Raw genomic sequence first — 23,430 nt, 5'->3', positions numbered from 1 at the left:
GCGGTGGGGCTCCTCGCCGAACAGGGCCTGCTCGACCTCGATTCTCCGGTGCAGCGCTACGTGCCCACCTTTCCCGAGAAGCGCTGGCCGATCACCACGCGCCAGGTGGCCGGCCACCTGGCCGGGATCCGGCACTACGATGGAGAGGAATTCCTGCTCGCCGAGCGCTACGAGACCGTCCTCGATGGACTCGAGATCTTCCAGGACGACACCCTGCTGTTCGAGCCGGGTGAGCGCTTTTCGTACTCGAGCTACGGTTGGAACCTGATCAGCGCGGTGGTCGAGGGCGCTTCGGGAGAGGACTTCCTCACGTACATGCGAACACACGTCTTCCAGCCGCTCGGCATGCGGCACACGGTGGAGGACGACAACTACCGGATCATCCCGGACCGCGTCCGCTTCTACCATCGGAGCGACGACGGTCGGGTGTACAACGCGCCCTACGTCGACAACAGCTACAAGTGGGCCGGCGGAGGCTTCCTCTCCACTCCATCGGACCTGGTGCGGTTCGGGTTCGCTCACCTCGGCGAGACGATGCTCACCCCCGACATGATCGCCGAGCTCTGGCGCCCGCAGACCACGAACGACGGTGACTCGACCGGATACGGCATCGGGTGGGCTACGACCCTCGAAGAGGGGGACGTCATCCGGGCCGGACACGGGGGCGGATCCATCGGGGGCACCACGGGCTTCCAGATCTGGCCGCAGGAGGGTGTCGTCGTGGCGATCGTGGGCAACATGTCACAGGCGCCGACCGGCGGCCTGATCGCATCGCTGATCGCGGACGCGTTCCTGGACGAAGACGGGCAGGACGGAACCGGGCCCGACGTGTCGGGCGAATTCGAGTGCGCGGCGACCGTGCCCTCGGGCGAATCGGTTGCGGGCCGGATGTCGATGGCCCGGTCGACCGAAGGGTACTGGGGCCGTTTCGAGTGGAGCGATGAGAGCGTCGACCGGGTGGTCGTCTCGTACAGCGACGGGGGCCAGACACGCCTGATCACGGTGGACGGAGAGGCCCGCCTGTCGGAGCTGACGTTCGGTTCGCGTGACGCCATGGGTCTGCACGGAAGATTCCGGAGCGGGGGAGCGACCGGTGGCCTCGAATGCGCGGCGCAGTAGCCCGATGACGAACCACAAGGAAGAGGTCCGATGAAGCGAAGGATGGGGTCTAGTGCGTTCGTCGCGTGCCTGCCGATCGTGGTCCTGTTCATGACGCTGGCCTGCGGGCAAGCCCCGCGAGAGGATGCGGCGCCGACCGAGGAAACGGAGGATCCGTACCAGCCGATGCCGTACGTCCAGATCGAGCACCCCGGGTGGTCCCGCAGCGCGACGCTGTATCAGCTCAATACGAGGCAGTTCACGCCGGAAGGCACGTTCCGGGCGGCCGAGGCCCAGCTTCCGAGGCTCAAGGAGCTCGGGGCCGACATCGTCTGGCTGATGCCGATCCACCCGATCGGAGAGAAGAACCGCAAGGGATCCCTCGGCAGCCCCTATTCCGTCCGGGACTACTACGGCGTGAATCCCGAGTTCGGGACGCTCGAGGACCTGCGCCGCTTCATCGACGCGGCGCACGATCTCGGGATGCACGTGATCCTCGACTGGGTGGCGAATCACACGGCATGGGACAACCCGCTGGTCGAGGAACATCCCGACTGGTACGACCGGGACTACAAGGGGGACTACCGACCGACCCCCTGGTGGGACTGGTCCGACATCATCGACCTCGACTACGATCGGCCGGAGGTGCGCCGCTACATGACGGAGGCGATGGCCTGGTGGGTGCGCGAGGTGGGCGTGGACGGCTTCCGGTGCGATGTCGCCGGGTTCGTTCCCGTCGACTTCTGGAACCGGGTCCGGGTGGAGCTCGAAGCGATCAAGCCGGTGTTCCTCCTCGCCGAGTGGGAGTCCCGGGATCTCCACGCCCACGCGTTCGACGCGACCTACGCGTGGAGCTGGAACGACGCCATGCACGGGATCGCTCACGGAACGAAGGACGTGAACGCACTCTACATCTACTACTCGTGGAACGAGGGCGCGTATCCGGAGGGCGCCATGCGCATGACCTTCGTGAGCAACCACGACAAGAACGCATGGGAGGGGACGCAGTTCGAGCAGTTCGGAGAAGCCCTGTACCCGGCCATCGCGCTCTCCGTGGTGGGTGAGGGTATCCCGATGATCTACAGCGGGCAGGAGGCCGGGAACCCGAAGCGACTGGAGTTCTTCGAGCGGGACCCGATCGAGTGGCGCGACCACCCGGTCGGTGACCTGTACGCCCGACTGTTCGCGCTGAAGCACGAGAATTCGGCCCTCTGGAACGCGCCCTGGGGCGCCCGGATGGTCAAGGTGCCGAACGACGCCGAGTCGCAGGTGCTGAGCTTCGTGCGGGCGAACGATCGCGACCGCGTGTTCGCGGTGTTCAACCTGTCGCCGGAGTCCCTGGACGTGCGGCTTCGCGAGGAGCTCTACTTCGGATCGTACACGGATGCGTTGACCGGGGAGCCGATCGAGTTCGTCGAGCCCACGAGGCTGTCGCTCGATCCCTGGGAGTATCGCGTCTGGGTTGGCGCCCCTCCGCGGTCGTGAAGTTCGCTGTGCATACGGCCGTGAACGCACTCCGGGCTCGAACGGGCGCACGAGCGGTCTCGACGCTCGCGGCCCTCCTCGTCTTCAGTTCGGGTTGTTCCTCGGGGCCTCCCGACGCCGCTGAGACCGTGGTGCTGGTACACGGCCTGGGGCGCACCCCGGCTTCGATGCTCCTCCTTCAGGAGCGCCTGGCCGATGCCGGGTACCGGGTGGTCAACTTCGGCTACCCCTCGCGGACCGAGCCGCTCGAAGCGCTCACCGACAGTCTCAGGATCGCGGTACGGGAGTGCTGCCCCGGTCTGGAGGGCGACGTGCACTTCGTGACCCACTCGATGGGCGGTCTTCTGGTCCGGCTCTTCCTGGCGGATCGGGCCGAGCCGTTCGAGGGCCGTGTCGTGATGCTCAGTCCTCCGAACCAGGGTAGCGAGATCGTGGATGCGTTCTCGGACTCCCCCATGCTCCGCTCGGTACTCGGGCCCGCGGGGGTGCGCCTCGGCACCGACTCCACGGGCATTGCCAGCGAGCTCCCGCCCGTGAACTTCAGCCTCGGCATCATCACCGGAGATCGAAGTCTCAACCCGATCTATTCGTGGCTGATCCCAGGTCCCGACGACGGAAAGGTCGGGGTGCAGAGCGCACGGATAGAAGGGGCTGACGATTTCCTGGTACTGCCGGCCACGCACACGTTCATCATGAACCGAACCGACGTGGCGGAGCAGGTCGTCCACTTCCTCCGCTACGGCATCTTCGAGGGTGAGGCCGATGGGTGACCGCTTCGGGGGCAGGGTGGCGCTGGTCACCGGTGCCGCGTCGGGCATCGGAGCTGCCTGCGCGCAGCGGCTGGAGACGCGCGGCTCCGTGGTGTACAGAGCGGATGTGGAATACGATCCGCGGCCGGGCGATGTCCCGGCCGGCTCGCGGAGGGGGCTCGAGTTCCGGCTCGACATTCGTCGAGAGAGCGACTGGGAGAGCGTCATGAAGGCGATCCTCGATCGCGAGGGTCGACTCGATGCGGTGGTGCACGCGGCGGGAATCAGCGGTGCGTCCGCCCTCGCCGACACCTCCCTGGAGGAATGGCGCCGGGTTCTCGAGGTCAACCTGGATGGCACCTTCCTGGCGATCCGTCACGGAATCCGCGCCATGCGGACATCGGGAGGATCGATCGTGGCGCTCGGATCCGTGTCGGGGATCCGTCCGTCGGCGGGGGCGGCGGCCTACTGCACCAGCAAGGCGGGTGTCGGAATGCTCGTGCGGGCTGCCGCCAGCGAGTGTCAGGAGCAGGACATTCCCGTCCGGGTGAACGCCGTGAGTCCCGGCGGAGTGAAGACCCCTCTGTGGCGGACGATGTCCTTCTTCCGGGACCTCGTGAGAGAGCACGGCTCCGAGGCGGCGGCGTTTGCGGCCATGGAGAAGCACGGCGGTCGCCGTTTCGCGGAACCGGAAGAAGTCGCGGAGGCCGTGGCGTTCCTGCTCTCGGACGCAGCGAGCCACATCACCGGAGTGGAGCTCCCGGTGGATGGGGGCTACATCCTGTAGGTCGAACCGGGGCTGGCGCCCTGTACAAGCGAACGAACGGAGTCATCCGATGCGCTTCCTGATCTCGGCCGTGCTCCTCGCGGCCCCTCTTCATCTTCACGCCCAGACCATTCCCCGATTCGAGGATTCGGACCGGGCCGATCGGGTGCGTGCCACCGCGGAGGCAGCCGACGCGAAGTTCAGGGAGTACGCGGAGCGGCAGCACATGCCGGGCTTCGCGTATGGAGTGATGGTGGACGGAGCGCTCGTCTACGGGAACGGGTTCGGACTGGCGAACGTGGCTGCCGGGACCCCGGTGACGACGGAGACCCTTTTCCGGATCGCCTCGATGAGCAAGAGCGTGACGGCGATGGCGATTCTCCAGCTTCGCGATGCCGGCGAGCTCCGTCTGGATGACCCGCTGTCGCTGTACGTGCCCGAGGCGAACGGTCTCCAGCTGCTGACCGCCGACTCGCCGGAGATCACCATCCGGCACCTCCTGACGCACTCGGCCGGGTTTCCCGAGGACAATCCGTGGGGCGACCGGCAGCTGGCCGATACCGACGAGGAGCTGCGGGCCCTCATCCGCGGTGGCGTGTCGTTCTCGAACGCCCCGGGCATCGCGTACGAGTACAGCAACCTCGGATTCGCCCTGCTGGGCCAGGTCGTGCAGGTCGTGTCGGGGATGGACTTCAGGGACTACACGCGAACGCACATCTTCGAGCCGCTGGGGATGAACTCGACGGTGTGGGAGTACGAGGACGCGCCTCCCGGCCGCCTCGCCCTCGGATATGCGTGGATCGATGAAGACTGGGTGAGGGTGGCGCACGAGCATCACGGCGCCTTCGGCGCCATGGGCGGACTCATCACCTCGATCGACGATTTCGCCAGGTACGTTGCACTCCACCTGTCGGCGTGGCCACCGCGCAGCGATCCTGACACCGGGCCCCTCAAGCGGAGCTCGCTCCGCGAGATGCACCAGCCGTGGCGCTTTGCGGGCCTGCTGCCCGACTACCGCTATCCCAGCGGAAGGGAATGTCCAGCGGCCAGCGCCTACGCCTACGGTCTTCGCTGGTTCGAGGACTGCGACGCCCGTGTCCTGATCGGACACAGCGGCGGCCTGCCCGGGTTCGGCAGCAACTGGACGATGATGCCCCAGTACGGAATCGCGGTGATGTCGTTCGACAACATCACGTACGGGGGTACCAGCGGGCTCAATGCGGGCGTGCTGGACGGGATCATCACCACCGCCGGTCTCGAGCCCCGTTCCCTTCCGACCCCCGAACTCCTGGAGGCCCGGAAGGCCGAGCTCATGGCCCAGCTTCCCGACTGGCAAGACGCGCCGGAATCCGGTGTATTCGCCGACAACTTCTTCATGGACCACCGGCTCATCGACCTGCAGCGCGAGACCCGGGCGCTGTTCGACGAGGCGGGGCCGATTCTCGGTGTGAGCGAAGTCCGGGCGCAGAACCAGCTCCGGGGCACGTTCGTGATCGAGGGGGAGAACGCGGACATCCTGGTGTTCTTCACGCTCTCTCCGGAGCGGGATCCACTCATCCAGCAGGTTCGGATGCGTATCGAGAGCGAATAGCCTTTCGGCGCGACCCTTGCAGAGAGATCGACCCGGAATCCATAGTGGCGCAGGGCCCGTCGTGAGCTTCGGCGCGGCGGAACGGCGTCATCCCGAGGACCGAGGGGGTCGCAGGTGAACGACACGCCTTTCGTGGACTACTACGATGTCCTGCAGCTCAGCCAGGGCGCGGACAACGAAACGCTGGAGCGCGTATTCCGGCTCCTCGCCAAGAGGTATCATCCGGACAACCCGACGTCCGGAAACGAGGACGCCTTCCGCGAAGTCCACGAGGCGTACGAGGTGCTGAAGGACCCGGCGCGACGGGCCGCGTACGACGTGCAGTTCGACAAGCACAAGAGCATGCAGTGGCAGGTGTTCGACCAGGACGCCACACGGGGCAGCCACCAGGAGGATCAGAAGATCTTCAGCGGAGTGCTGTCGCTCCTCTACGCGGCCCGGCGAAAGAACCCCGAAGCCGGCGGGCTGGGCGGCGTCGACCTCGAACGGAAGCTCGGAGTTCCGAGGGAGCACCTGGAGTTTCCGTTCTGGTACATGAAGAAGCGAGGCTGGATCGAGCTCCTGCAAAACGGGCAGTATGCCATCACGATCGACGGGATCGAAGAGATCCTGACCCGTGAGGCGACGGCCCCGGTCCATCGCATGATCACCGAGGAATCGGTCGCCGGCGACCGCCAGCCGGAGCGGCCGGCGACGCATGACGACCTGGACGAGCAGGTGCAGGAGACGGCCTGATCCGGAGCCGGAGAACCCGAAGCGGAGTTCCTGGATGACCGACCGAACGTCCCGCGAGTGGGCGAAGCTCGCAGAATACGGAACCACGCAGGAAGCCGAGCTGGCGGCCGGGCGCCTCCAATCGGAGGGAATTCCGTTCCGTATCGATCAACACGGCGCGGCGGGCATCTTCGGGCCCGGCCACTCCGGAAGTTCGGTGCTCGGCGTGACCCTGTACGTTCCGGGCTCGGATCTCTCGGACGCCCGCGCCGCGCTCGATCTGGACGACCCGGACGGGTTCGACGACGCGGGCTGACGTCCCCCGTTCTACCCGCGGGCCCGCCAGGCGGCGATGATCTCGGCTTCGCGGGCCATGAGCGATTCCTCCCCGGAGACCATCCTGACCTGGCGCTCTTCCGATACCACGCCCGAATACCACCACTCGTACGTGTCGCGCACGGTGGTTGCGAGGGGGGTGAAGGCCAGTCCGGCCGAAACCGCCTTCTCGACGCTGGCCCGGGCGGTGCCGTAGTTGTCACCGACCGGAGGGATCCATGGCACCACTTCCGTGACGCCCTGTTGGGCCAGGAACTCGTAGTCCGGGATGGGCACGTACGAGATCGGGTTGGCAAACGCCGCGTGGGCGCCGTACGCGAAGGCGTGCATTCCCATCGGCGAGGCCGGGCCTGCGACGTTGAAGGCCCCCGTCCTCCGCTCCTCGAGCAGACGGACCATGAAGCCGGCCACGTCGCGGGCATCGATGAACTGCACCGGATCGTCGGCTCTTCCGGGAAGCAGGACCTCTCCGCCGCGAGGAAGCCGCACGGGCCAGTAGGTGAATCGGTCGGTCCGGTCACCGGGCCCCACCATGTACGTGGGCCGGGAGAGGATCGCCCGGTCTCCGAACACCTCCGTGATCACCTCCTCGGAGCGGGTCTTCATGACCGCGTACCCGTACTCGAGCTGCTGCATTTCCGTGAGTTCGCCGGACGGGATGTCGCGGTTCAGCGTGTCGGTCTCGAGCAGGACGTCACGGGTGTACGGGTAGTAGACCCCGATCGACGAGGTATACAGGTAGAGGTCGACGGCGTCGCGGAGCAGCTCCGCCGAATCCCGTGCCCACTGCACCCGATACCCGGAGTTGTCGATCACCGCATCCCAGCTCCTCCCCTCGAGGGCCGTGAGGTCTCCATCCCGGTTCCCGGTGAGCTGTTCGACCTCGTCGAACAGTTCGGGATGTACGGTCGGCCGGGTACGCCCGCGCGTGAACGTGGTGATCGAATGTCCCCTCTCGAGCGCGTAGGCCAGGATGTGCGGGCCGAGCAGGCTGGTTCCGCCCAGAATCAGGATGCTCATGGGCGCCGTGCTCTTCCCCCGACGCCGTTCGGTGGAGGCACTGAAGGCCGGCCGGGCCCGACCTCCTCCGATCAAGGCCAGGGCGGCCCCCGCCTTTACGCCAGACTCCAGAAACTCACGACGTGACGTCTTCATCGGTCGACTTTCTTCAAAGGGTTGAGCGTCGGGCAACGCGGCCCTCACGGTGCGGGATCCAGCCGCCACACCGCGTCGCCGGCCAGCAGGTAGAGCTCTCCATCCGCGTCCTCGCCGAAGGAGTATACGTTTCCGACGTCTGGGATCGACCATTCGCGCTGCTCGGTAGCACCACCCTGATCGGGATTCCAGCGGAAGCTGCGCAGCCAGCCTTCGCAGAAGTCGGAGTAGAAATACGTGCCCGCCAGACCCTCGATGCGGGTCCCGCGGTAAACGAACCCACCGGTGATCGAACAGCCGTCTCCGTGATCGTACGAGAGGGCCGGTTCTTCGAATCCCGTCCGGTCACAGGTCGAGCTCCGATAGCACTCCGGTCCCTCCACGACGTTCCACCCGTAGTTCACTCCGGCGCGCTCGATGGGGACGACGTTCACTTCCTCCCACTCGTTCTGTCCGACGTCGGCCACGTAGAGGTAGCCCCCGGTCGGGTCGAAAGCGTTACGCCAGGGATTCCGCACTCCGTACGCCCAGATCTCCGGTCGTCCGCCTCCCCCGACGAACGGGTTGTCGGGGGGAATGCCGTAGGGATCGTCGCCGTCCACGTCGATGCGGAGAATGGAACCGAGCCAGGTATCCCGATTCTGTCCGTTGCCCTGTGGGTCCCCTCCGCTCCCCCCGTCCCCGAGCGGGACATAGAGGAAACCATCCGGGCCGAACAACAGCTGGCCGGCGTTGTGATTTCCATACGGCTGGTCCACGAGGAGGATCTCCCTCTCGCTGGCCAGGTCCAGGGTCAGGCGATCGGCGCTTTCCGTGAATCGAGCCACGTGCGTGTCGCCCTCGGAACCGGTGTAGTTGATGTAGGCGTAGCGGTTCGAAGCGAAGTCCGGGTGAAAGGCCAGGCCCAGGAGCCCCTGCTCGTTCCCGCCGGACAGCCGGTCCCCGATGTCGAGATAGGGGTCGGCCGAGAGCCGTCCGTCCGAGACCACCCGGATTCGGCCGCGCTGCTCCACGATGAACATGCGCGCATCTCCCGCGGGCTGAACGAGCGCCACCGGTCGTTCGAGGCCGCTCGCGACTTCGGTCAGCACGATTCCCTCGGTTCGCGGCAGGGTCGCGGTCATCCCGTCTCCGCAGCCCGCGGCCGTCGCTGCCAGGACCAGGAGCGCCGCCGCCCCGGCCGGTCCTTCACGTCGTCTTCTCACCGATCCCCTCCTGGTGCATCCGAGTTCTTCCGGGGCCTTGCTCCAAGGTACTCTTCTCCTGAACAGGCGGGGTCGCGCAGTTTCTTCCTGCAGCGCGCAGCCGAGCCCCCGACCCCGACGCGAAGCTTGCCAGATGGAGGGGGCGTGGCACAAGGTGAAGCGTCTGGAGTGAACGCGGAGGAAGCGACGTGAACGACCGTATGGGCATCTCTTTGACCGACGAGAAACGGGAGATCCTCGTGGAGGGTGTCCGAGAGCTCTTCCGCGAGGAGTTCGAGCGGGACCTGAGCCCATTCCAGGCCGAGCGCCTCCTGGACTTCTTCGTTCGGCGCCTCGGCCCGCCCGTCTACAATCAGGCGATTCAGGACGCGCGGGTCCACATGCAGCGCAAGCTGGACGATCTGGACGGGGAAGTCTACGAGGCCGAAGAGCCCCTCTGAGCAAGGAACCGACGCATGATGACTGCAAGGGAGGCGCTCGAGCGCCTCCGGGAGGGGAATCGCCGGTTCGCCACCGGTGAGCTGGCCGGCGACGCGCGTCCCACGCACTCTCGCGTCGCAGCCTCCGCTTCCCAGGCTTCTTTCGCCATCATCCTCGGATGTTCCGATTCCCGCGTGCCGTGCGAGCTCATCTTCGGGCAGGGACTCGGCGACCTGTTCGTGATCCGGGTGGCCGGCAACATCGTCGCGCCCTCGCAGGTCGGCAGCGTGGAGTTCGCGGCCGCGAGCTTCGGGACGAAGCTGGTGGTGGTGCTCGGCCACTCCAGGTGCGGAGCGATCCTCGCCACCCTGGAGGAGCTCCGCCAGCCGGTGGAGGACCAGTCGCCGAACCTGCGCTCGATCGTCGACCGGGTGCGCCCATCCGTCGAGGGACTCCTCGACACCGGGCTCCGGGAGGACCCGGACGAGCTCGTGCGCCAGGCCGTGCGAGCGAACGTCCGCGCGTCGGTCGATCATCTGCGTCATGGGTCGGAGATCCTGGAGGGTTTGATCCGAACCGGTGGTCTCCGCGTGGTCGGAGCGGAGTATTCGCTGGAGAGCGGTTTCGTCGACTTCTTCGACGAACACCGGGGGGTGTCCGGTGGGTGAGGAAACGAGCCATCGGGGACGGAAGACGCGCCCCGAACCGACACACCTGCCCATCATCGGCTGGCGTGAGTGGGTCGGCCTGCCGGATTTCGGGATCGACCGGATCAAGGTGAAGGTCGACACCGGGGCCCGATCGTCATCGCTGCACGCCTTCGACCTTAGGGTGTTCGAGCGGGACGGAGAGAAGTGGGCACGTTTCGAGGTTCATCCGGTACAGCGGACGCGCGAAGACACGAAGATGGTGGAGGCCCGGATCGAGGAGTTCCGCTCGGTCCGCACCTCCAGCGGCAAGGCCACCCTACGCCCCGTGATCTTGACCCAGGTCCGGCTTTCGGGCCGTACGTGGCCGGTCGAGCTGACCCTCGCCAGCCGCGATGAGATGGGCTTCCGTATGCTGCTGGGCCGTGAAGCGATTCGCCGCAGGTTCCTGGTGGATGCCGGGAGATCGTACTGCGCCGGGCGCCCCAAGCGCAGGAAGAAGCCGAAGCCGGGACCGCCGGAAAGCCTCGAGCCCCGTGACCCGAAGGAGTCGCAATGAAGCTGGCCATCCTCTCGACCAGTCCGAAGTGCTACAGCACGCGGCGGCTGCGCGAAGCCGCCGAGCAGCGCGGACACAAGGTGAAGGTGCTCAACACGGTCAAGTTCGCGATCGACCTCGAGCGGGGTGAGCCCGACCTGTACTTCCGGCAGAAGCGCCTGTCGCACTACGACGCCGTGCTGCCGCGCATCGGGGCCTCGATCACGTACTTCGGCACGGCCGTGGTACGGCAGTTCGAGCAGATGGACGTATGGTGCGCGAATTCGTCCGCCGGAATCAACAATTCGCGCGACAAGCTCCGCAGCCTGCAGATCCTCAGCCGACACCACATCGGCATCCCGCAGACGGTCTTCGTGCGGGACAAGAGGGATGTCCTGCCGGCGATCGAGAGAGTGGGCGGGGCGCCGGTCATCATCAAGCTGCTGGAGGGCACCCAGGGGATCGGCGTGCTCCTGGCCGAGACCGTGCAGTCGGCGGGAGCCATCGTCGAGCTTCTCCAGAGCCAGCGTCAGAACGTGTTGATCCAGAAGTTCGTCTCGGAGAGCAAGGGCAGGGACATCCGCGCGTTCGTGGTCGGCGACCAGGTCGTCGCCTCGATGCGCCGCGTGGCCCAGGGACAGGAGTTCCGCAGCAACGTGCATCGGGGCGGGCTGACGGAGCCGGTCGAGCTGGATGAGGAGTACCGGGAGACCGCGGTCCGGGCGGCGCAGATCATGGGCCTCAGGGTCGCGGGCGTCGACCTGCTCGAAGCCGCGGACGGGCCCCAGGTCGTCGAGGTGAACTCGTCTCCCGGCCTCGAAGGAATCGAGGGCTGCACCCGGCTCGACGTGGCGGGCGCCGTCATCGATTACATGGCCGCCCAGGTGGACTTTCCGGAGATCGACCTGCGGCAGCGGCTGACCGTCAGCCGCGGATACGGAGTGGCCGAGATCCAGGTTCCCGCCGGATCGGAGTACGTCGGCAAGACGATCCGGGACTCGGGGCTGCGCGAGAGGGACATCAACGTCCTGACCCTGTACCGGGGCACGACGGTCATTCCGAATCCCCGGTCGCAGCGGGTGCTCGAGCCGGGCGATCGGCTGCTCTGTTTCGGAAAGCTCGAGTGGATGCGTGACTTGATTCCTGCCAGGATCCGCCGCACCCGTCGGCCCGCGGTCCAGGAGCTTCCCGATCTGCCGGTGGCGGACGAGTCGCACCCCGAGGATGTCCAGGCGTCCGCCGCCGTGGAATCCTCCGAATGAGCAAGAAGAAGGCTGCGGCCGAGCCTCGCCGGAAGAAGACGATCGACCACTGGTTCGGTCACGAGATCCCCGCCGGCGAGTCCCGCAACGTCAAGCTGGCCGTGAGTGAGAGCTACAGCAGCATGACGGTGCGGATCCCGATTCACATCCGTCGGGCCCGCGAGGACGGACCCGTCGTCTTCGTGACGGCGGCTCTGCACGGAGACGAAATCAACGGCACCGGGGCCATCCGGCAGCTGATTCAGGACGAGAGCTTCCAGCTGGTTCGGGGTTCGGTGATTCTGGTACCGGTGTTGAACCTGCTGGCCTTCGACCGACATTCGCGCTACCTGCCCGATCGCCGCGACCTGAACCGATCGTTTCCGGGCTCGGCGACCGGCAGTCTCGCCAGTCGCATGGCCCGCATCATCTTCGATGAGATCGTCTCACGGAGCGACTACGGAATCGATCTCCATACGGCGGCCGTGCGCCGTACCAACTATCCAAACGTTCGAGCGGACCTGGAGATTCCCGAGGTACGCCGCCTGGCCGAGTCCTTCGGCTCCGAGATCACGATCAACGCGCAGGGGCCGAAGGGGGCGCTCCGGCGCGCGGCGTGCGCTGCGGGATGCCCGACGATCATCATGGAAGGGGGCGAAGTCTGGAAGGTCGAGCCGACGATCGTGGAGTCGGCGAGGCGGGGCATCCGGAACGTGCTCCGCGGTCTGGAGATGCTCGAAGGCGACATGGAGCGGCCGGACTTCCAGATCGTGATCGAGAAGACCAAGTGGATTCGCGCGAAGAAGGGTGGCTTCATGCAGTTCCACGTCGCACCGGGCGACATCGTGGAGAAAGGTCAGCCACTGGCCACGAACACGACGCTCCTCGGCGATGAGCGGAACTCGGTGCAGGCACCGTTCGACGCGGTGGTGATCGGGATGACGAGCCTGCCTTCGATCAGTCCCGGTGAGCCGATCTGCCATCTGGGCCGGCTGCCCAAGGAATTCACGCCTTCGGATCTGCGCCGGATGCGATCCGAGGAAAACGGGCTCGAGCAGCGGGTATCGGACGATCTCGCGTCGAGCGTTCTTGTCGTCGACCCGGCGGACTGAGGTTCGGCACACCCGAAGCGGAGGACCGGGATGAAGAGAATGCGGTGGATGCTGCTGCTCCTGTTCACGACCGGGACGCCCGCGGCGGCGGTGAGCCAGGACATCGAGGTCCTGGCCCGGGAGGTTCGTGCCGTCGAGGAGGCGTTCGCTGCGACGATGGCGGACCGCGATCTCGACGGGTTCGTTTCCTTCCTCTCGGACGAGGCGGTCTTCTTCACCGGGAGCGTTCTCCGGGGGGCCGCGGCGATCGAGGCCGGTTGGGCCCCGTTCTTCGAGGATGAGGAGGCCCCGTTCTCCTGGGCCCCGGAGCGCGTCGAGGTGCTCGACTCGGGAACGCTTGCGTTGAGCAGCGGTCCGGTGATGGATCCGGCCGGGAATCGGATCGGGACGTTCAATTCGGTTTGGAGGCTCGAGCCGGACGGCCGGTGGCGAGTGGTGTTCGACAAGGGCTGTCCGCCCTGCGACTGCGAGGGGCCATGAGGGAACTGCCATGACGCGTAGCGAGCCCATCGACCCACGGGTGGACGTCGGTCACGTTCACCTCAAGGTCTCCGACCTCGATCGGGCGGCGCGCTTCTACACGGAAGTCCTCGGCTTCGAGGTGACGCAGCGTATGGGAAACGGCGCGGCGTTCCTGAGCGCGGGCGGTTATCACCACCACGTGGGGCTCAACACGTGGGAGTCGGCCGGCGGAAAGTCTCCGCCTCCGGGGTCTACGGGTCTGTATCACGTCGCGTTCCGTTACCCCGACCGGGCCGCGCTGGGCCGAGCGCTCCGACGGTTGCGGCGCCACGCGATTTCCCTGGAGGGCGCAGCCGACCACGGGGTGAGTGAGGCACTCTACCTGCGTGATCCGGACGGTAACGGGATCGAGCTGTACCGCGATCGGCCGGAGGACGAGTGGCCTCGCGAGCCCGACGGTTCGCTCAGGATGTACACCCGGCCACTGGACCTGGAAGCCCTCCTCGCGACCGCGGATGAACCGGGAGACCCGGCGTGAGCACGTGGCGAGATGGACGCATCGAGATCGTAACGGCGGACATCACGACGCTTCACGTGGACGTGATCGTCAACGCCGCCAACACCTCGCTGCTGGGTGGCGGTGGGGTGGACGGGGCGATCCACCGTGCAGCGGGGCCGGAGCTCCTGGAGGAATGTCGCTCGCTCGGCGGGGCCCGCACCGGGGAGGTGAAGCTGACGAGAGGATACCGCCTGCCCGCCCGCTGGGTGGCGCACGCCGTCGGGCCGGTGTGGAACGGCGGTGACCGCGGAGAGCAGGACCTCCTGGCCTCCTGCTACGCGCGGGCCCTCGAGCTGGCGGAGAGCGTCGGAGCGGGGAGCATCGCGTTTCCCGCCATCTCGACCGGCGTATACCGGTACCCGATCGAGGACGCCACCCGAACCGCGATCGAGACGGCGCGCGACCACCTGGACGACTCTGAGCTGCCGGAGCGGGTGGTGTTCTGCTGCTTTTCGGAGACCGATGCGGAGGTCTACGAGCGGATCGCGGGAGAACTACTCGGCGGCTGACGCGGACCTCCACGCAACCCGCGCACGACCTCACCTCGAATCTCCAGCACCTCCGGGCGGCCTCCGTAGTGCTCGGCCATCCCGACGTCGATGCACCACACCCGTCCGCCGCAGTACGACGTGATTCCGCCCTCCTGCACCGTGTGGCCGACCACCAGCCGGTCGACGTCGAGTCCGGTCAGGACCAACTCGAGGGCGTCACACGCCTGCTGCGTCGGCGCGTCCGAGTAGAGCCGGTTCCAGACCGGACTGAGGTCGCCCCGGACCCATTCCGGTTGAGGCGCCTCGCCTCGCAGCCAGGCGCGCGCCGCCTCGTTCATGGCGTCCAGTCCCATGTCGAGGTGTTCGGGAAGGACGCCGCCGTGCGTGAACAGCGTCCTGCCCACGATCACGAACAGGTTGCGCTCGGCGAGGCGCCGGGCGACCGGTCCACCGGGCCGGAACGCCGCGAGCCGCCCCGGCCGGACCGGCTCCGTCGTGGCGAGCACGGAGTCGTCCGATTCGGGCCTGGCCAGCTCCCCGACCACGTATTCGAAATCGGTCCACCCCTCCTCGGTGACGTATCGGTAGTCCAGATACGCGTTCATCAGCTCGTGATTGCCGTTCAGGACGTGGATGGCCCCGCCGGCGCCGGCCGCCTCCGAAGAGAGCCGCTCGAGGAGGTCGAGCACCTCGGGCTCCTGGTTTCCCCGGTCCAGGAGGTCTCCCGTCTGGACGATGACCAGGTCCTCGCCGATCCAGCCGTCCAGGGTGTCGATCGCCCCGGCGAGGCGGAGCGCCGCCCGCGCGGCGGACAGGTCACCATGGAGGTCTCCGATGGCCACCAGCCGCTCCGCTCGCTCGTGCCGGAGGGCATACGGGTCGGGGTCCGTCGCCGGATCACCGGCCCCGGGCTCCCGGCTGCAGCCGGAGAGGGCGAGCCCGGCCGTCACGGCGGCCGCGAGCGCGCCGGCGCGCGCCCGGAAGAAGGAAAGGCGGCGGTGCCTCAACGGCTCATCACCGGAATCCGGATCTGCGACGGGTACTCGGGGGAGTGGTGCACCCGGTTGTGCGCCACCACGCCTTCGGTCTCGTCGTAGTTCCGCCCCCCCGTGTTCAGATTGCGCGTGAAGCGGGGGAAGTTGGAGCTGGACACCTCGACCCTGAGGGCGTGACCGGGCGCGAAGTAGTTGGAGGTCGATAGCGGCCCCAGCTCGACCTCGTACACCTCCCCCGGCTCCATGAACACCTGTCGGTCGTATCCCTCCCGGTATCGCACGCGCTGGATCGTTTCATCCAGGTTGTACGCCCTCCCGTCCGGGTAGACGTCGAGGAGCTTGACCGTGAAGTCGGTATCCCGCGCATCGGAGGACACGAAGAGGGTGATGCCGATCGTTCCGCTCACCTCGAGCCCGTCCTCGAACGGCTCGCTCGTGTAGACCAGGATGTCTTCCCGCAGGGACTCCACCTCGCTCTGATCGAACGCACCCGCTCGGATGGCTCCACCCGTGCAGCAGACGTTGCCGCCGAGCGACATCACGGGCTCCATCGGGTCGTAGGCGAAATCGTCCCCCTCCGACCCATCGGCCGGCGGGTCCATCGACAGCGTGCCATCTCCCGACAGCGTGTTGGCGCCCGTCTCGGAGCCCAGATACAGCGTGATCGTCTCCGCGCCCTGCGGCGGCCACGAGTCCGACGCATTCCACTCGTTGGATCCCATGGTGTAGTAGCGGACGCGCGGCAGCGTATCGGTGATTCCGTTGGGCTCGCCCTTGAGCCAATGGTCGAACCAGCTGTAGACGAGAGCGTCGTAGTCCCAGCGCGCATCTCCCACGCTGCGCTCGCCGACCACCGTCTCCTCCCCGGTGCGCCAGTACGCACAGTGGGTCACCGGTGCGACGAGCGCGTACTGGTTCTCCCTCGTCTCGGCGTCCACCCCGTTTCGCCTCACGTGGTTGAAGATCGCGAGGTTGGGCCCGATCGAGACATCGTACCAGGACATCAGCCACAGGCTCGGGACGCCGAACGGTTCATCGTCGTGGTACAGGCCGCCCCGATACCAGGCCGGGTCGTCGGGTGTGCGCTGGATCATCCGGCCGCCGGTGGCCACGGGGGCCGAATCGGCGTAGATGCCCTCCGGCCCGTCCACGCTTCGCATGAGATCTTCGAGCGGCAGGTGCCAGAAGGCCTCCGGCCAATCGACGCGCGGCATCTCCGGCGCGAGGTCGAAGTAGCGGGACAGGCGCACCCGATCGTCCGGATCCAGGTCCGGGTCGAACTCGGGCCGCTGGGTGTTCTGGACTCCGTAGAGCCAAGAGAAGAAGAGCATCTGCTCCGCCCCGCCGCGATACCAGTTGCCCTGCTCGTACCAGTCACCGATCCGCCCGACTCCGGCCCCGAAGCCGGCCGGGACCATGGCCGCGTGCGCCGGGTGGTCGAGAGCGGCGAGGCCCATCTGCCACTCCGCCGTGGACGAGCAGCCGAACGTGCCGACCTTGCCGTTCGACCACGATTGCCCGGCGATCCAGGTCAGGGCGTCGTAGCCGTCCGTCTTCGGCGGACCGAGGATGTCCCACTCGCCTTCCGAGAAGAACTTCCCGCGCTCGTTCTGGTTCACGTACGCGTAGCCCCTTCGCACCGCTTCCAGCGGAGCCCGAAGGCTGCGGGCGCTCAGCTCTCCGTCCCTCCAGAGGTTCATGTTGTAGGGCGTGCGGACGAAGATCGTGGGCACGGGCTCGGAGTCCGAGGTCTTCGGGCGGAAGATGTGCGTGGCCAGCCTGACGCCGTCCCGCATCGGCATCATGACCAGCTCCTCGACGACCGCGATCTCGTGGAGCTCATTCCACAGCTCCTCCGTCTGGCGATCCGCCGATTCTGCCGGAGGGGCGGGATCGTCCGCGGGGGGCTCCGGTTCACAGGCGAAGATCGGGGTCAGCAGGAATACGAAGGAAACGACCAGCGGGGTGCGGAATCGGGTATTCATGGCTCGGCCTCGCGCAGGGTTAGAGCCTTCAGGATACGGGTCTCCGGGGCCGGTGTCGATGTGACCTTGCGAGTCCCCGTCTGGCGTCCGGTCGACCCGGCGTCCATCCTTGACGTGTGGGTGACGGAGGCACGGTTGGGCACATGGCCGAGGGAGAGGACGATGATGACGTGGCCCGAAGTTCTGAGGGCAGCGAAAGAGGGAAATCCGGAACCGGAGCGTCGCGTGGAGCGAACCGAGGAGGAATGGCGGGAGCGCCTCACGCCCGAGCAGTACCGGATCACTCGTGGCCGCGGAACGGAGCGCCCGTTCAGCTCCGAGATGTGCAGCCTGTTCGAGCCCGGCCTGTACGCCTGCCTGTGCTGCGGGACCCTCCTGTTCGACTCGGACGTCAAGTTCGAGTCGGGAACCGGGTGGCCGTCCTTCACCCAGCCGATCGACTCGCGGGCCGTCGCCTACCACCTCGACGACTCGTTCGGCATGCAGCGTGTCGAGACGATCTGCAACACGTGCGATGCCCACCTCGGGCACGTGTTCCCGGATGGTCCGGGCCCAAGCGGCCTTCGCTACTGCATCAACGCCGTGGCACTGGAGAAGGTCGGGAAGGAGGTTGCCGAGGCTTGAGCCGCCGGCCTGCGCTGCGTCGACGCGGCGGGGCTGCAGCCGTCACGTCTTCGGCCCCGGTCTTCGTCCTGGCTCTCGGGCTCCTCAGCGTGATCCCGGGCGGCGCGAGAGCGCAGGAGGCCCTGCCGGCGGCCGATCCGGGGGCATGGCTGCTGGCCTTCATCGATGTGGAAACGACCGGCCTGGTTCCGGGCTACCACGAGATGATCGACCTCGGGATCGTGATGACCGATCTCGACGGGCTACCCGTCGACAGCCTGTTCCTGCGAATCCAGCCGCAGCACCCAGAGCGACTGTCGGAGGGCGCCCGGGAGGTGAACGCGTTCGATCCAGGGCGCTGGAGGGAACTGGGCGCCCTGAAACCGGCGGCTGCCGCGGACAGCCTGCGCAGCTTCCACGAGAGGGCCGCCGACGGACGTCAGGTCCTGCTGGTCGCCTTCAACAGCTGGTTCGACGCGGCGTTCCTGGACCACCTGTTTCGCGCTGCCGGCGGCAGCTGGCGCGAGCTGTACTACTACTTCGTGCTCGACATACCTTCGATGGCGTGGTCCCTCGGCTATCGAGAACTCACGGGGGCCGCGCTGTCCGCCCGACTCGGAGTCGAGGACGAGCCTCACGTGGCCGAGGAGCATACCGGGATCACGGGCGCGAGGTTGAATGCGCGTCTGTATCGTGCCCTTCGCGAACGAGGCGTTCCGTCGCCGGTCCCGCAGTGAGGGGCGACGCGGATCCGCCACGCCACCTCGCTGCGAGCATCCCTGACCGGAGGAGATCGTGGAGTTCCAGATCACACCCGCCCCGTCCGGAGCCACCATCGTACTCGTGCTGCTCACGGTTCTCTTCGCAGTGATGACGCTCGGCTTCGGGTGGCTGACGGTCTCCGCCACCCGGCCGAGCGTGGTGCTTGATGGCTCATCGATGACGCTGAGAGCCCCGCTATACGGTCGCTCGATCGACCTTTCGCACATCCGGCTCGACGAAGCCCGAGTCGTCAACCTCGACGCGAGCGCCGACCTGAAGCCGAAAGGCCGGACGAACGGCATCGGCCTTCCGGGGCTCGGAATCGGCTGGTTCAAGCTGGCGAGCGGAGAAAAGGCGCTGGTCGCCATCACCGCGCGCGACCGCGTGCTCCACCTTCCGACCGACCAGGGGTACTCCCTGCTCCTGAGCCTCGAGCGTCCGGAGGCATTCCTCGAGAGGGCGCGGCGGTCCGGAGGAGGCGCGTGAGCGGGATCTCCGACACGCCGGCCCCGCCCTACTATGCCGTGATCTTCACGTCCCGCCTCGCCTCCGAACATTCCGGCTACGGAGAGATGGCCGGGCGGATGGAAGAGCTGGTTCGCCGGCAGCCAGGGTTTCTCGGTATGGAATCGGTACGGGAGGGTGCGGTGGGCATCACCGTGTCGTACTGGGAATCCATGGAGGCGATCGACCGCTGGCGAGCGGAACCGGAGCACCAGGTCGCGCAGCGGCTCGGGCGCGAGCGCTGGTACGAGGAGTACGCGATCCGTGTGGCGCGAGTGGGCAGGGTGAGCGCCGCCTCTCCGACTGCCGGTTGACCTCGTTCATCTCCTCGCGGCCGCGTGCACTGTTTCCGTAGATTGATGGTGGAGCCACAGTCTTGACCGACACCTCCGGACGACCCCTGGAAAGTCAACGCCACATAGGACTGTTCGGCGCCACCTCCCTCGGGGTGGGTGCGATCGTGGGCGGCGGGATCCTCGCCCTGGCCGGCGTGGCGTTCGCGGCCGCGGGGCCCGCCGCGATGATCGCCTTCGCGGCAAACGGGGTGATCGCCTACCTGACCGCGATGAGCTTCGCGGACCTCTCCCGGCGGTTTCACGAGTCGGGCGGGGTCTACACCTACGCCAAGAAGGTCCTCAACATCGAGGTGGCGTTCCTCGTCGGCTGGGTGGTCTGGGGCGCTTCCGTGGTAGCGGGCGTCCTGTACGCGCTCGGATTCGCCGCCTTCGCCACCGAGGGACTCATCCGGCTTCTCGGTCTCATGGGCGGAGCGCCGGAGTGGGCCCTCGGGCCGGCGCTTCCCGTTGGACTCACGCTCGCCTCCGTGTTCGCGTACACCCTGATCCTCGCGCGGCGGGCCGGCGGCGCCGGAACCGTGGCGAACGTCGGCAAGACGATCGTCTTCGCCGTGCTCATCGGGGCCGGGATCGTGGCGTGGCTCGGCGGTTCGCCGTCGGAGCTTCTGGGTCGCATGCGGCCGTTCGCGCCCCATGGCTCCGTCGGAATCCTCGCGGCGATGGGGTACACGTTCATCGCCCTGCAGGGATTCGGACTCATTCCGACCGTATCCGAGGAGGTGAAGAACCCCAGCCGGAACATTCCGCTGGGGATGTACCTCTCCCTCGGAATCGCGCTCGCGATCTACCTTCCGCTGCTCTTTCTGATGGCCACGGTCGGGGCGCCTCCGGGGGGGATCGAGGCGGCAGCCGCGCGAAACCCCGAGAGCCTGGTCGCGATCTCCGCGGAACAGTACATGGGCCCGAGCGGATATTGGCTGGTGATCGGGGCCGGTGTGCTTTCGATGCTGTCGGCGTTGAGCGCGAACGTGGTGGCCGCTTCCCGCCTCGCCTTCACCATGGCCAGGGACCGAACGCTCCCCCGACGTCTCGGGCGGATCGGCCCGACCGGTACCCCGGCCATTGCGGTGATCGCCTCGGGTGTCATGATGGCGGTCACCGCTCTGCTGGTGGGCGAGGTCGCGGCCGCCGGTGCCGCATCCAGCCTCATCTTCCTGATCTCTTTCGCCATGGTCCACTGGACGGCGGCGCTGGCGGCGAGCCGGTCGGGTGAGTCCCGGGCCCTTCTCGTCCCCTGGGTCGGGGGGATCCTGTGCCTCGGGCTGGCGACCTTCCAGGCCTTCAAGGTCCCGGAAGCCGGAAGCATCATCGTCGTGTGGCTGGCGATCGGAGCCGTGCTCTATCTCACCGTCTTCGCCTCCGGAGCGCGCCTCGCCGACGCCTCGGCCGAGGCCATGGACCCGGACCTGGCGAGACTCCGTGGCCGCAGCCCCCTCGTGCTCGTTCCGATCGCCAACCCGGCGCGCGCGGCCAGCCTCGTGGATGTGGCCGGAACCCTGCGAACGCCGGGCACCGGCCGTGTGCTGCTGCTTTCGGTCGTTCGTCCCCAACCCGATGCGGTGGAGAGCGATGCGCACCCGGCGCTCCGCGATGCCGAGGCGGTCCTGGGCGAGGCGCTGCAGCGAAGCTTCGAGAGCGCCATCGTTCCGGAGACTCTGTTCACCATCGCGTCCGACGCGTGGGGGGAGATCGCCCGCGTGGCCCGCGTCCAGAACTGCGAGACGATCCTCCTCGGGCTGCCAAGTCTCACCGAGCCGGGGATGGAAGCGAGTCTCGAGCGCCTCCTGGGGGGACTCGACACGGACGTGGTGATCCTGCGCGCGCCCCATCGCTGGCACATGGACGGCGCGCGGCGCGTCCTCGTGCCGCTCGGGGGAAGCCGGGATCACAGCCGTCTTCGGGCGCGCCTTCTCGCCAGCCTGTCGCGTTCCGGCGAGCGCTCGCTGCTCTTCCTGCACGCGGTTCCGTCCGACACCACCCCGGCTGCCCGCCGACACGCGGAAAGGGAGATGACGAGCATCGCACGCGATGAGGCCGCCGGACCGTACGAGGTCGAGGTGGCTGCGACCGACCACGCCGTCGAAGCGATCCTACAGCGGGCGGCGGAGGCGGATCTCGTGGTCCTCGGCATGGAGCGACGGGCGCGCGGGCAGCGCCCGTTGGGCGACCTCGCACTGGCGATTGCGCAGCGGACCGAGGTGCCGCTCGTCCTCATCAGCCGCCGGCCGCATCGATCGTTCGTCGACCTCACGTCGGCGGGTTTCCTGTCCATGCGCTCGGAGGACCTGCATTGACCATCCCCGCCATCCTGATCACCCTCGCGCTCGTCTTCTACTCCCTCGGAGTGTGGGCCGAGCGTCTGGCCCGGTACCTGAAGCCATGGCACGTCGTCTCCTTCTGGACCGGATTCGCGTTCGACGTATCGGGGACCTGGGGGATGCACCAGATGGCGACGCAGCCGTTCAACCTCCTCGATCAGCACACCCTGACCGGGCAGATCGCTTTGTGGCTCATGCTGGTCCATGCGGTCTGGGCCACACGGGTGGTGAGAAGGGGAACGGAAAAAGCGCGCGCCGGCTTCCATCGGTACAGCGTCGTAGTGTGGCTGATCTGGCTCGTTCCCTACTTCAGCGGGATGTACATCGGGATGTCGGGCGGCCCGGCCGTCCGGGAGGCTCGCCGGCCGAACGTGCTGTTCATCGCGGTGGATGACCTCAGACCCGAGCTCGGAGTCTACGGCAGCCGGCACGTCCGCACGCCCAACATCGATCGACTGGCCAGTGGGGGCGTCACCTTCCTGCAGGCGCACGTGCAGCAGGCCGTCTGCAATCCCTCCCGGGCCAGTGTCATGACCGGGCTTCGGCCGGATTCCCTGCGCGTGTGGGACCTGCTGACCGACTTCCGAAACACGGTCCCCGATGTCGTGACGCTGCCGCAGCACTTCATGCGACACGGATACCATACGGCGGCGATCGGGAAGATCTACCACAACGTGATCCCGGATCCCGCCTCGTGGAGCGAGCCGAAGCTCCACGTGGATGGATATCCGTTCGATCCGGACGCGGTGTACCGCGACCCGCGAAACGTGGCCATCCAGGAGGCCCGAAAGGTGAAGATCCTGGAGGCCGGAGACGAAGCCCGCTACATCGACCGTTACGGAGAGTGGTACCTGAAGGCGGGCGCGACCGAGGCGGTCGAGGGGCCGGATGACCTGTATTACGACGGCGCCCAGACGGACGTCGCCATCGCGAAGATTCGTGAGCTGGCCGCGGGAGGGAAGCCGTTCTTCTTCGCCATCGGATTCTATCGGCCGCACCTGCCGTTCAACGCTCCGCAGCGGTACTGGGACCTCTACGATCCCGACTCGATTCCGCCGGCGGAGGTTTCGCGTGTGCCGGAGGGGGCCCCACCGATGGCCATCAACAACATGCGGGAGCTGCGTGGATACGAGGATTTCCGCGACGTTCCGCATCCGATGGCCGGAGGGGTGTCCCCGGAAGATGCCCGCCGCCTGAAGCACGGCTACTACGCCTCGGTGAGCTACGTGGACGCACAGGTCGGCCGACTGCTCGACGCTCTGGAGGAGCTCGGGCTTTAGATCGCACGATCGTCGTGCTGTGGGGGGATCACGGCTGGAAGCTGGGCGAGCACGGAAG

At 67.3% G+C, this 23,430-nt stretch carries 25 protein-coding genes; 21 read left to right on the top strand and 4 right to left on the bottom strand.

Annotated features, from left to right (window positions below):
- From AC36XV_RS06000 to AC36XV_RS05970, 7 genes are all read left to right on the top strand, one after another.
- Window positions 1-1,119: serine hydrolase domain-containing protein (locus AC36XV_RS06000; RefSeq protein WP_492202775.1), on the top strand; the 1,119-nt coding region annotated here is incomplete at its 5' end.
- 30 nt (window positions 1,120-1,149) lie between these two features.
- Window positions 1,150-2,583: an alpha-amylase family glycosyl hydrolase gene (locus AC36XV_RS05995; protein WP_492202774.1), complete on the top strand. Its 1,434-nt coding sequence runs from the start codon at window positions 1,150-1,152 to the stop codon at window positions 2,581-2,583.
- Window positions 2,580-3,353, top strand: coding sequence for an esterase/lipase family protein (locus AC36XV_RS05990; protein WP_492202773.1), 774 nt, complete (start codon window positions 2,580-2,582; stop codon window positions 3,351-3,353). The genes AC36XV_RS05995 and AC36XV_RS05990 overlap by 4 nt, the downstream gene beginning before the upstream one ends.
- Window positions 3,346-4,119 (top strand): SDR family NAD(P)-dependent oxidoreductase, encoded by a 774-nt coding sequence (locus tag AC36XV_RS05985; RefSeq protein ID WP_492202772.1) that lies wholly within the window; start codon window positions 3,346-3,348, stop codon window positions 4,117-4,119. Before AC36XV_RS05990 ends, AC36XV_RS05985 begins: the two co-directional genes overlap by 8 nt.
- A 49-nt stretch (window positions 4,120-4,168) precedes the next feature.
- Window positions 4,169-5,689, top strand: coding sequence for a serine hydrolase domain-containing protein (locus tag AC36XV_RS05980; protein ID WP_492202771.1), 1,521 nt, complete (start codon window positions 4,169-4,171; stop codon window positions 5,687-5,689).
- 114 nt (window positions 5,690-5,803) lie between these two features.
- Entirely contained in the window at window positions 5,804-6,424 is a 621-nt protein-coding gene (locus AC36XV_RS05975) for a DnaJ domain-containing protein (protein WP_492202770.1), read from the top strand.
- Window positions 6,425-6,458: 34 nt separating this feature from the next.
- Window positions 6,459-6,719: a putative signal transducing protein gene (locus tag AC36XV_RS05970; protein WP_492202769.1), complete on the top strand. Its 261-nt coding sequence runs from the start codon at window positions 6,459-6,461 to the stop codon at window positions 6,717-6,719.
- Between the two features lie 11 nt (window positions 6,720-6,730).
- On the opposite strand, the gene AC36XV_RS05965 is transcribed toward AC36XV_RS05970, so the two are convergent.
- Window positions 6,731-7,759 (bottom strand): NAD-dependent epimerase/dehydratase family protein, encoded by a 1,029-nt coding sequence (locus tag AC36XV_RS05965; RefSeq protein WP_492202768.1) that lies wholly within the window; start codon window positions 7,757-7,759, stop codon window positions 6,731-6,733.
- A 179-nt stretch (window positions 7,760-7,938) separates the two neighbouring features.
- Window positions 7,939-9,099 carry a PQQ-dependent sugar dehydrogenase gene (locus AC36XV_RS05960; protein ID WP_492202767.1) on the bottom strand — a complete coding sequence of 387 codons (1,161 nt, stop codon included), beginning with the start codon at window positions 9,097-9,099 and terminating at the stop codon, window positions 7,939-7,941.
- Between the two features lie 188 nt (window positions 9,100-9,287).
- Between AC36XV_RS05960 and AC36XV_RS05955 the strand changes: the two genes are divergently transcribed.
- From AC36XV_RS05955 to AC36XV_RS05920, 8 genes are read left to right on the top strand one after another with little or no spacing between them, the layout of a single operon-like run.
- Window positions 9,288-9,539 carry a DUF2164 domain-containing protein gene (locus AC36XV_RS05955; RefSeq protein WP_492202766.1) on the top strand — a complete coding sequence of 84 codons (252 nt, stop codon included), beginning with the start codon at window positions 9,288-9,290 and terminating at the stop codon, window positions 9,537-9,539.
- Between the two features lie 15 nt (window positions 9,540-9,554).
- A complete protein-coding gene (locus tag AC36XV_RS05950) occupies window positions 9,555-10,187 on the top strand; it encodes a carbonic anhydrase (protein ID WP_492202765.1) in 633 nt (210 codons plus the stop codon).
- Window positions 10,180-10,725: an ATP-dependent zinc protease family protein gene (locus tag AC36XV_RS05945; RefSeq protein ID WP_492202764.1), complete on the top strand. Its 546-nt coding sequence runs from the start codon at window positions 10,180-10,182 to the stop codon at window positions 10,723-10,725. Before AC36XV_RS05950 ends, AC36XV_RS05945 begins: the two co-directional genes overlap by 8 nt.
- The gene (locus AC36XV_RS05940) at window positions 10,722-11,966 is read left to right on the top strand and encodes a RimK family alpha-L-glutamate ligase (protein ID WP_492202763.1); all 1,245 of its coding nucleotides are present in this window, start codon (window positions 10,722-10,724) and stop codon (window positions 11,964-11,966) included. The genes AC36XV_RS05945 and AC36XV_RS05940 overlap by 4 nt, the downstream gene beginning before the upstream one ends.
- The gene (locus AC36XV_RS05935) at window positions 11,963-13,057 is read left to right on the top strand and encodes a succinylglutamate desuccinylase/aspartoacylase family protein (protein ID WP_492202762.1); all 1,095 of its coding nucleotides are present in this window, start codon (window positions 11,963-11,965) and stop codon (window positions 13,055-13,057) included. The genes AC36XV_RS05940 and AC36XV_RS05935 overlap by 4 nt, the downstream gene beginning before the upstream one ends.
- A 30-nt stretch (window positions 13,058-13,087) precedes the next feature.
- Entirely contained in the window at window positions 13,088-13,537 is a 450-nt protein-coding gene (locus AC36XV_RS05930) for a YybH family protein (protein WP_492202761.1), read from the top strand.
- Window positions 13,538-13,547: 10 nt separating this feature from the next.
- Entirely contained in the window at window positions 13,548-14,057 is a 510-nt protein-coding gene (locus AC36XV_RS05925) for a VOC family protein (protein WP_492202760.1), read from the top strand.
- Entirely contained in the window at window positions 14,054-14,587 is a 534-nt protein-coding gene (locus tag AC36XV_RS05920; RefSeq protein ID WP_492202759.1) for an O-acetyl-ADP-ribose deacetylase, read from the top strand. The genes AC36XV_RS05925 and AC36XV_RS05920 overlap by 4 nt, the downstream gene beginning before the upstream one ends.
- On the opposite strand, the gene AC36XV_RS05915 is transcribed toward AC36XV_RS05920, so the two are convergent.
- A complete protein-coding gene (locus AC36XV_RS05915; RefSeq protein ID WP_492202758.1) occupies window positions 14,551-15,576 on the bottom strand; it encodes a metallophosphoesterase in 1,026 nt (341 codons plus the stop codon). The genes AC36XV_RS05920 and AC36XV_RS05915 overlap by 37 nt on opposite strands.
- The gene (locus AC36XV_RS05910) at window positions 15,573-17,549 is read right to left on the bottom strand and encodes a CocE/NonD family hydrolase (RefSeq protein ID WP_492202757.1); all 1,977 of its coding nucleotides are present in this window, start codon (window positions 17,547-17,549) and stop codon (window positions 15,573-15,575) included. Before AC36XV_RS05910 ends, AC36XV_RS05915 begins: the two co-directional genes overlap by 4 nt.
- 162 nt (window positions 17,550-17,711) lie before the next feature.
- Between AC36XV_RS05910 and msrB the strand changes: the two genes are divergently transcribed.
- The 6 genes from msrB to AC36XV_RS05880 all read left to right on the top strand — a co-directional run bounded on the left by msrB (window position 17,712) and on the right by AC36XV_RS05880 (window position 23,372).
- A complete protein-coding gene (gene msrB, locus AC36XV_RS05905; protein ID WP_492202756.1) occupies window positions 17,712-18,173 on the top strand; it encodes a peptide-methionine (R)-S-oxide reductase MsrB in 462 nt (153 codons plus the stop codon).
- On the top strand, window positions 18,170-18,889 hold the full coding sequence (locus AC36XV_RS05900; RefSeq protein ID WP_492202755.1) for a 3'-5' exonuclease: 720 nt from the start codon (window positions 18,170-18,172) through the stop codon (window positions 18,887-18,889). Before msrB ends, AC36XV_RS05900 begins: the two co-directional genes overlap by 4 nt.
- Window positions 18,890-18,947: 58 nt before the next feature.
- The gene (locus tag AC36XV_RS05895; RefSeq protein WP_492202754.1) at window positions 18,948-19,400 is read left to right on the top strand and encodes a PH domain-containing protein; all 453 of its coding nucleotides are present in this window, start codon (window positions 18,948-18,950) and stop codon (window positions 19,398-19,400) included.
- Window positions 19,397-19,732: an antibiotic biosynthesis monooxygenase family protein gene (locus AC36XV_RS05890; protein ID WP_492202753.1), complete on the top strand. Its 336-nt coding sequence runs from the start codon at window positions 19,397-19,399 to the stop codon at window positions 19,730-19,732. The genes AC36XV_RS05895 and AC36XV_RS05890 overlap by 4 nt, the downstream gene beginning before the upstream one ends.
- A 62-nt stretch (window positions 19,733-19,794) precedes the next feature.
- Window positions 19,795-22,068, top strand: coding sequence for an amino acid permease (locus AC36XV_RS05885; RefSeq protein WP_492202752.1), 2,274 nt, complete (start codon window positions 19,795-19,797; stop codon window positions 22,066-22,068).
- A complete protein-coding gene (locus AC36XV_RS05880; RefSeq protein WP_492202751.1) occupies window positions 22,065-23,372 on the top strand; it encodes an HsmA family protein in 1,308 nt (435 codons plus the stop codon). Before AC36XV_RS05885 ends, AC36XV_RS05880 begins: the two co-directional genes overlap by 4 nt.
- The last annotated feature ends 58 nt before the right edge of the window (window positions 23,373-23,430 follow it).

Source organism: Candidatus Benthicola sp., from assembly GCF_058719085.1.
Note: the sequence above shows the minus strand (reverse complement) of the source record. Positions and strands in the feature narration are given on the sequence as shown.

Excerpts from the sequence above, each read along its gene's own strand:
- AC36XV_RS05940 (WP_492202763.1), top strand. The coding sequence starts at position 10,722 with ATGAAGCTGGCCATCCTCTCGACCAGTCCGAAGTGCTACAGCACGCGG.
- AC36XV_RS05925 (WP_492202760.1), top strand. The coding sequence starts at position 13,548 with ATGACGCGTAGCGAGCCCATCGACCCACGGGTGGACGTCGGTCACGTT.
- AC36XV_RS05965 (WP_492202768.1), bottom strand. The coding sequence starts at position 7,759 with ATGAGCATCCTGATTCTGGGCGGAACCAGCCTGCTCGGCCCGCACATC.
- msrB (WP_492202756.1), top strand. The coding sequence starts at position 17,712 with ATGATGACGTGGCCCGAAGTTCTGAGGGCAGCGAAAGAGGGAAATCCG.
- AC36XV_RS05930 (WP_492202761.1), top strand. The coding sequence starts at position 13,088 with ATGAAGAGAATGCGGTGGATGCTGCTGCTCCTGTTCACGACCGGGACG.
- AC36XV_RS05970 (WP_492202769.1), top strand. The coding sequence starts at position 6,459 with ATGACCGACCGAACGTCCCGCGAGTGGGCGAAGCTCGCAGAATACGGA.
- AC36XV_RS05935 (WP_492202762.1), top strand. The coding sequence starts at position 11,963 with ATGAGCAAGAAGAAGGCTGCGGCCGAGCCTCGCCGGAAGAAGACGATC.
- AC36XV_RS05985 (WP_492202772.1), top strand. The coding sequence starts at position 3,346 with ATGGGTGACCGCTTCGGGGGCAGGGTGGCGCTGGTCACCGGTGCCGCG.
- AC36XV_RS05950 (WP_492202765.1), top strand. The coding sequence starts at position 9,555 with ATGATGACTGCAAGGGAGGCGCTCGAGCGCCTCCGGGAGGGGAATCGC.
- AC36XV_RS05980 (WP_492202771.1), top strand. The coding sequence starts at position 4,169 with ATGCGCTTCCTGATCTCGGCCGTGCTCCTCGCGGCCCCTCTTCATCTT.
- AC36XV_RS05910 (WP_492202757.1), bottom strand. The coding sequence starts at position 17,549 with ATGAATACCCGATTCCGCACCCCGCTGGTCGTTTCCTTCGTATTCCTG.
- AC36XV_RS05995 (WP_492202774.1), top strand. The coding sequence starts at position 1,150 with ATGAAGCGAAGGATGGGGTCTAGTGCGTTCGTCGCGTGCCTGCCGATC.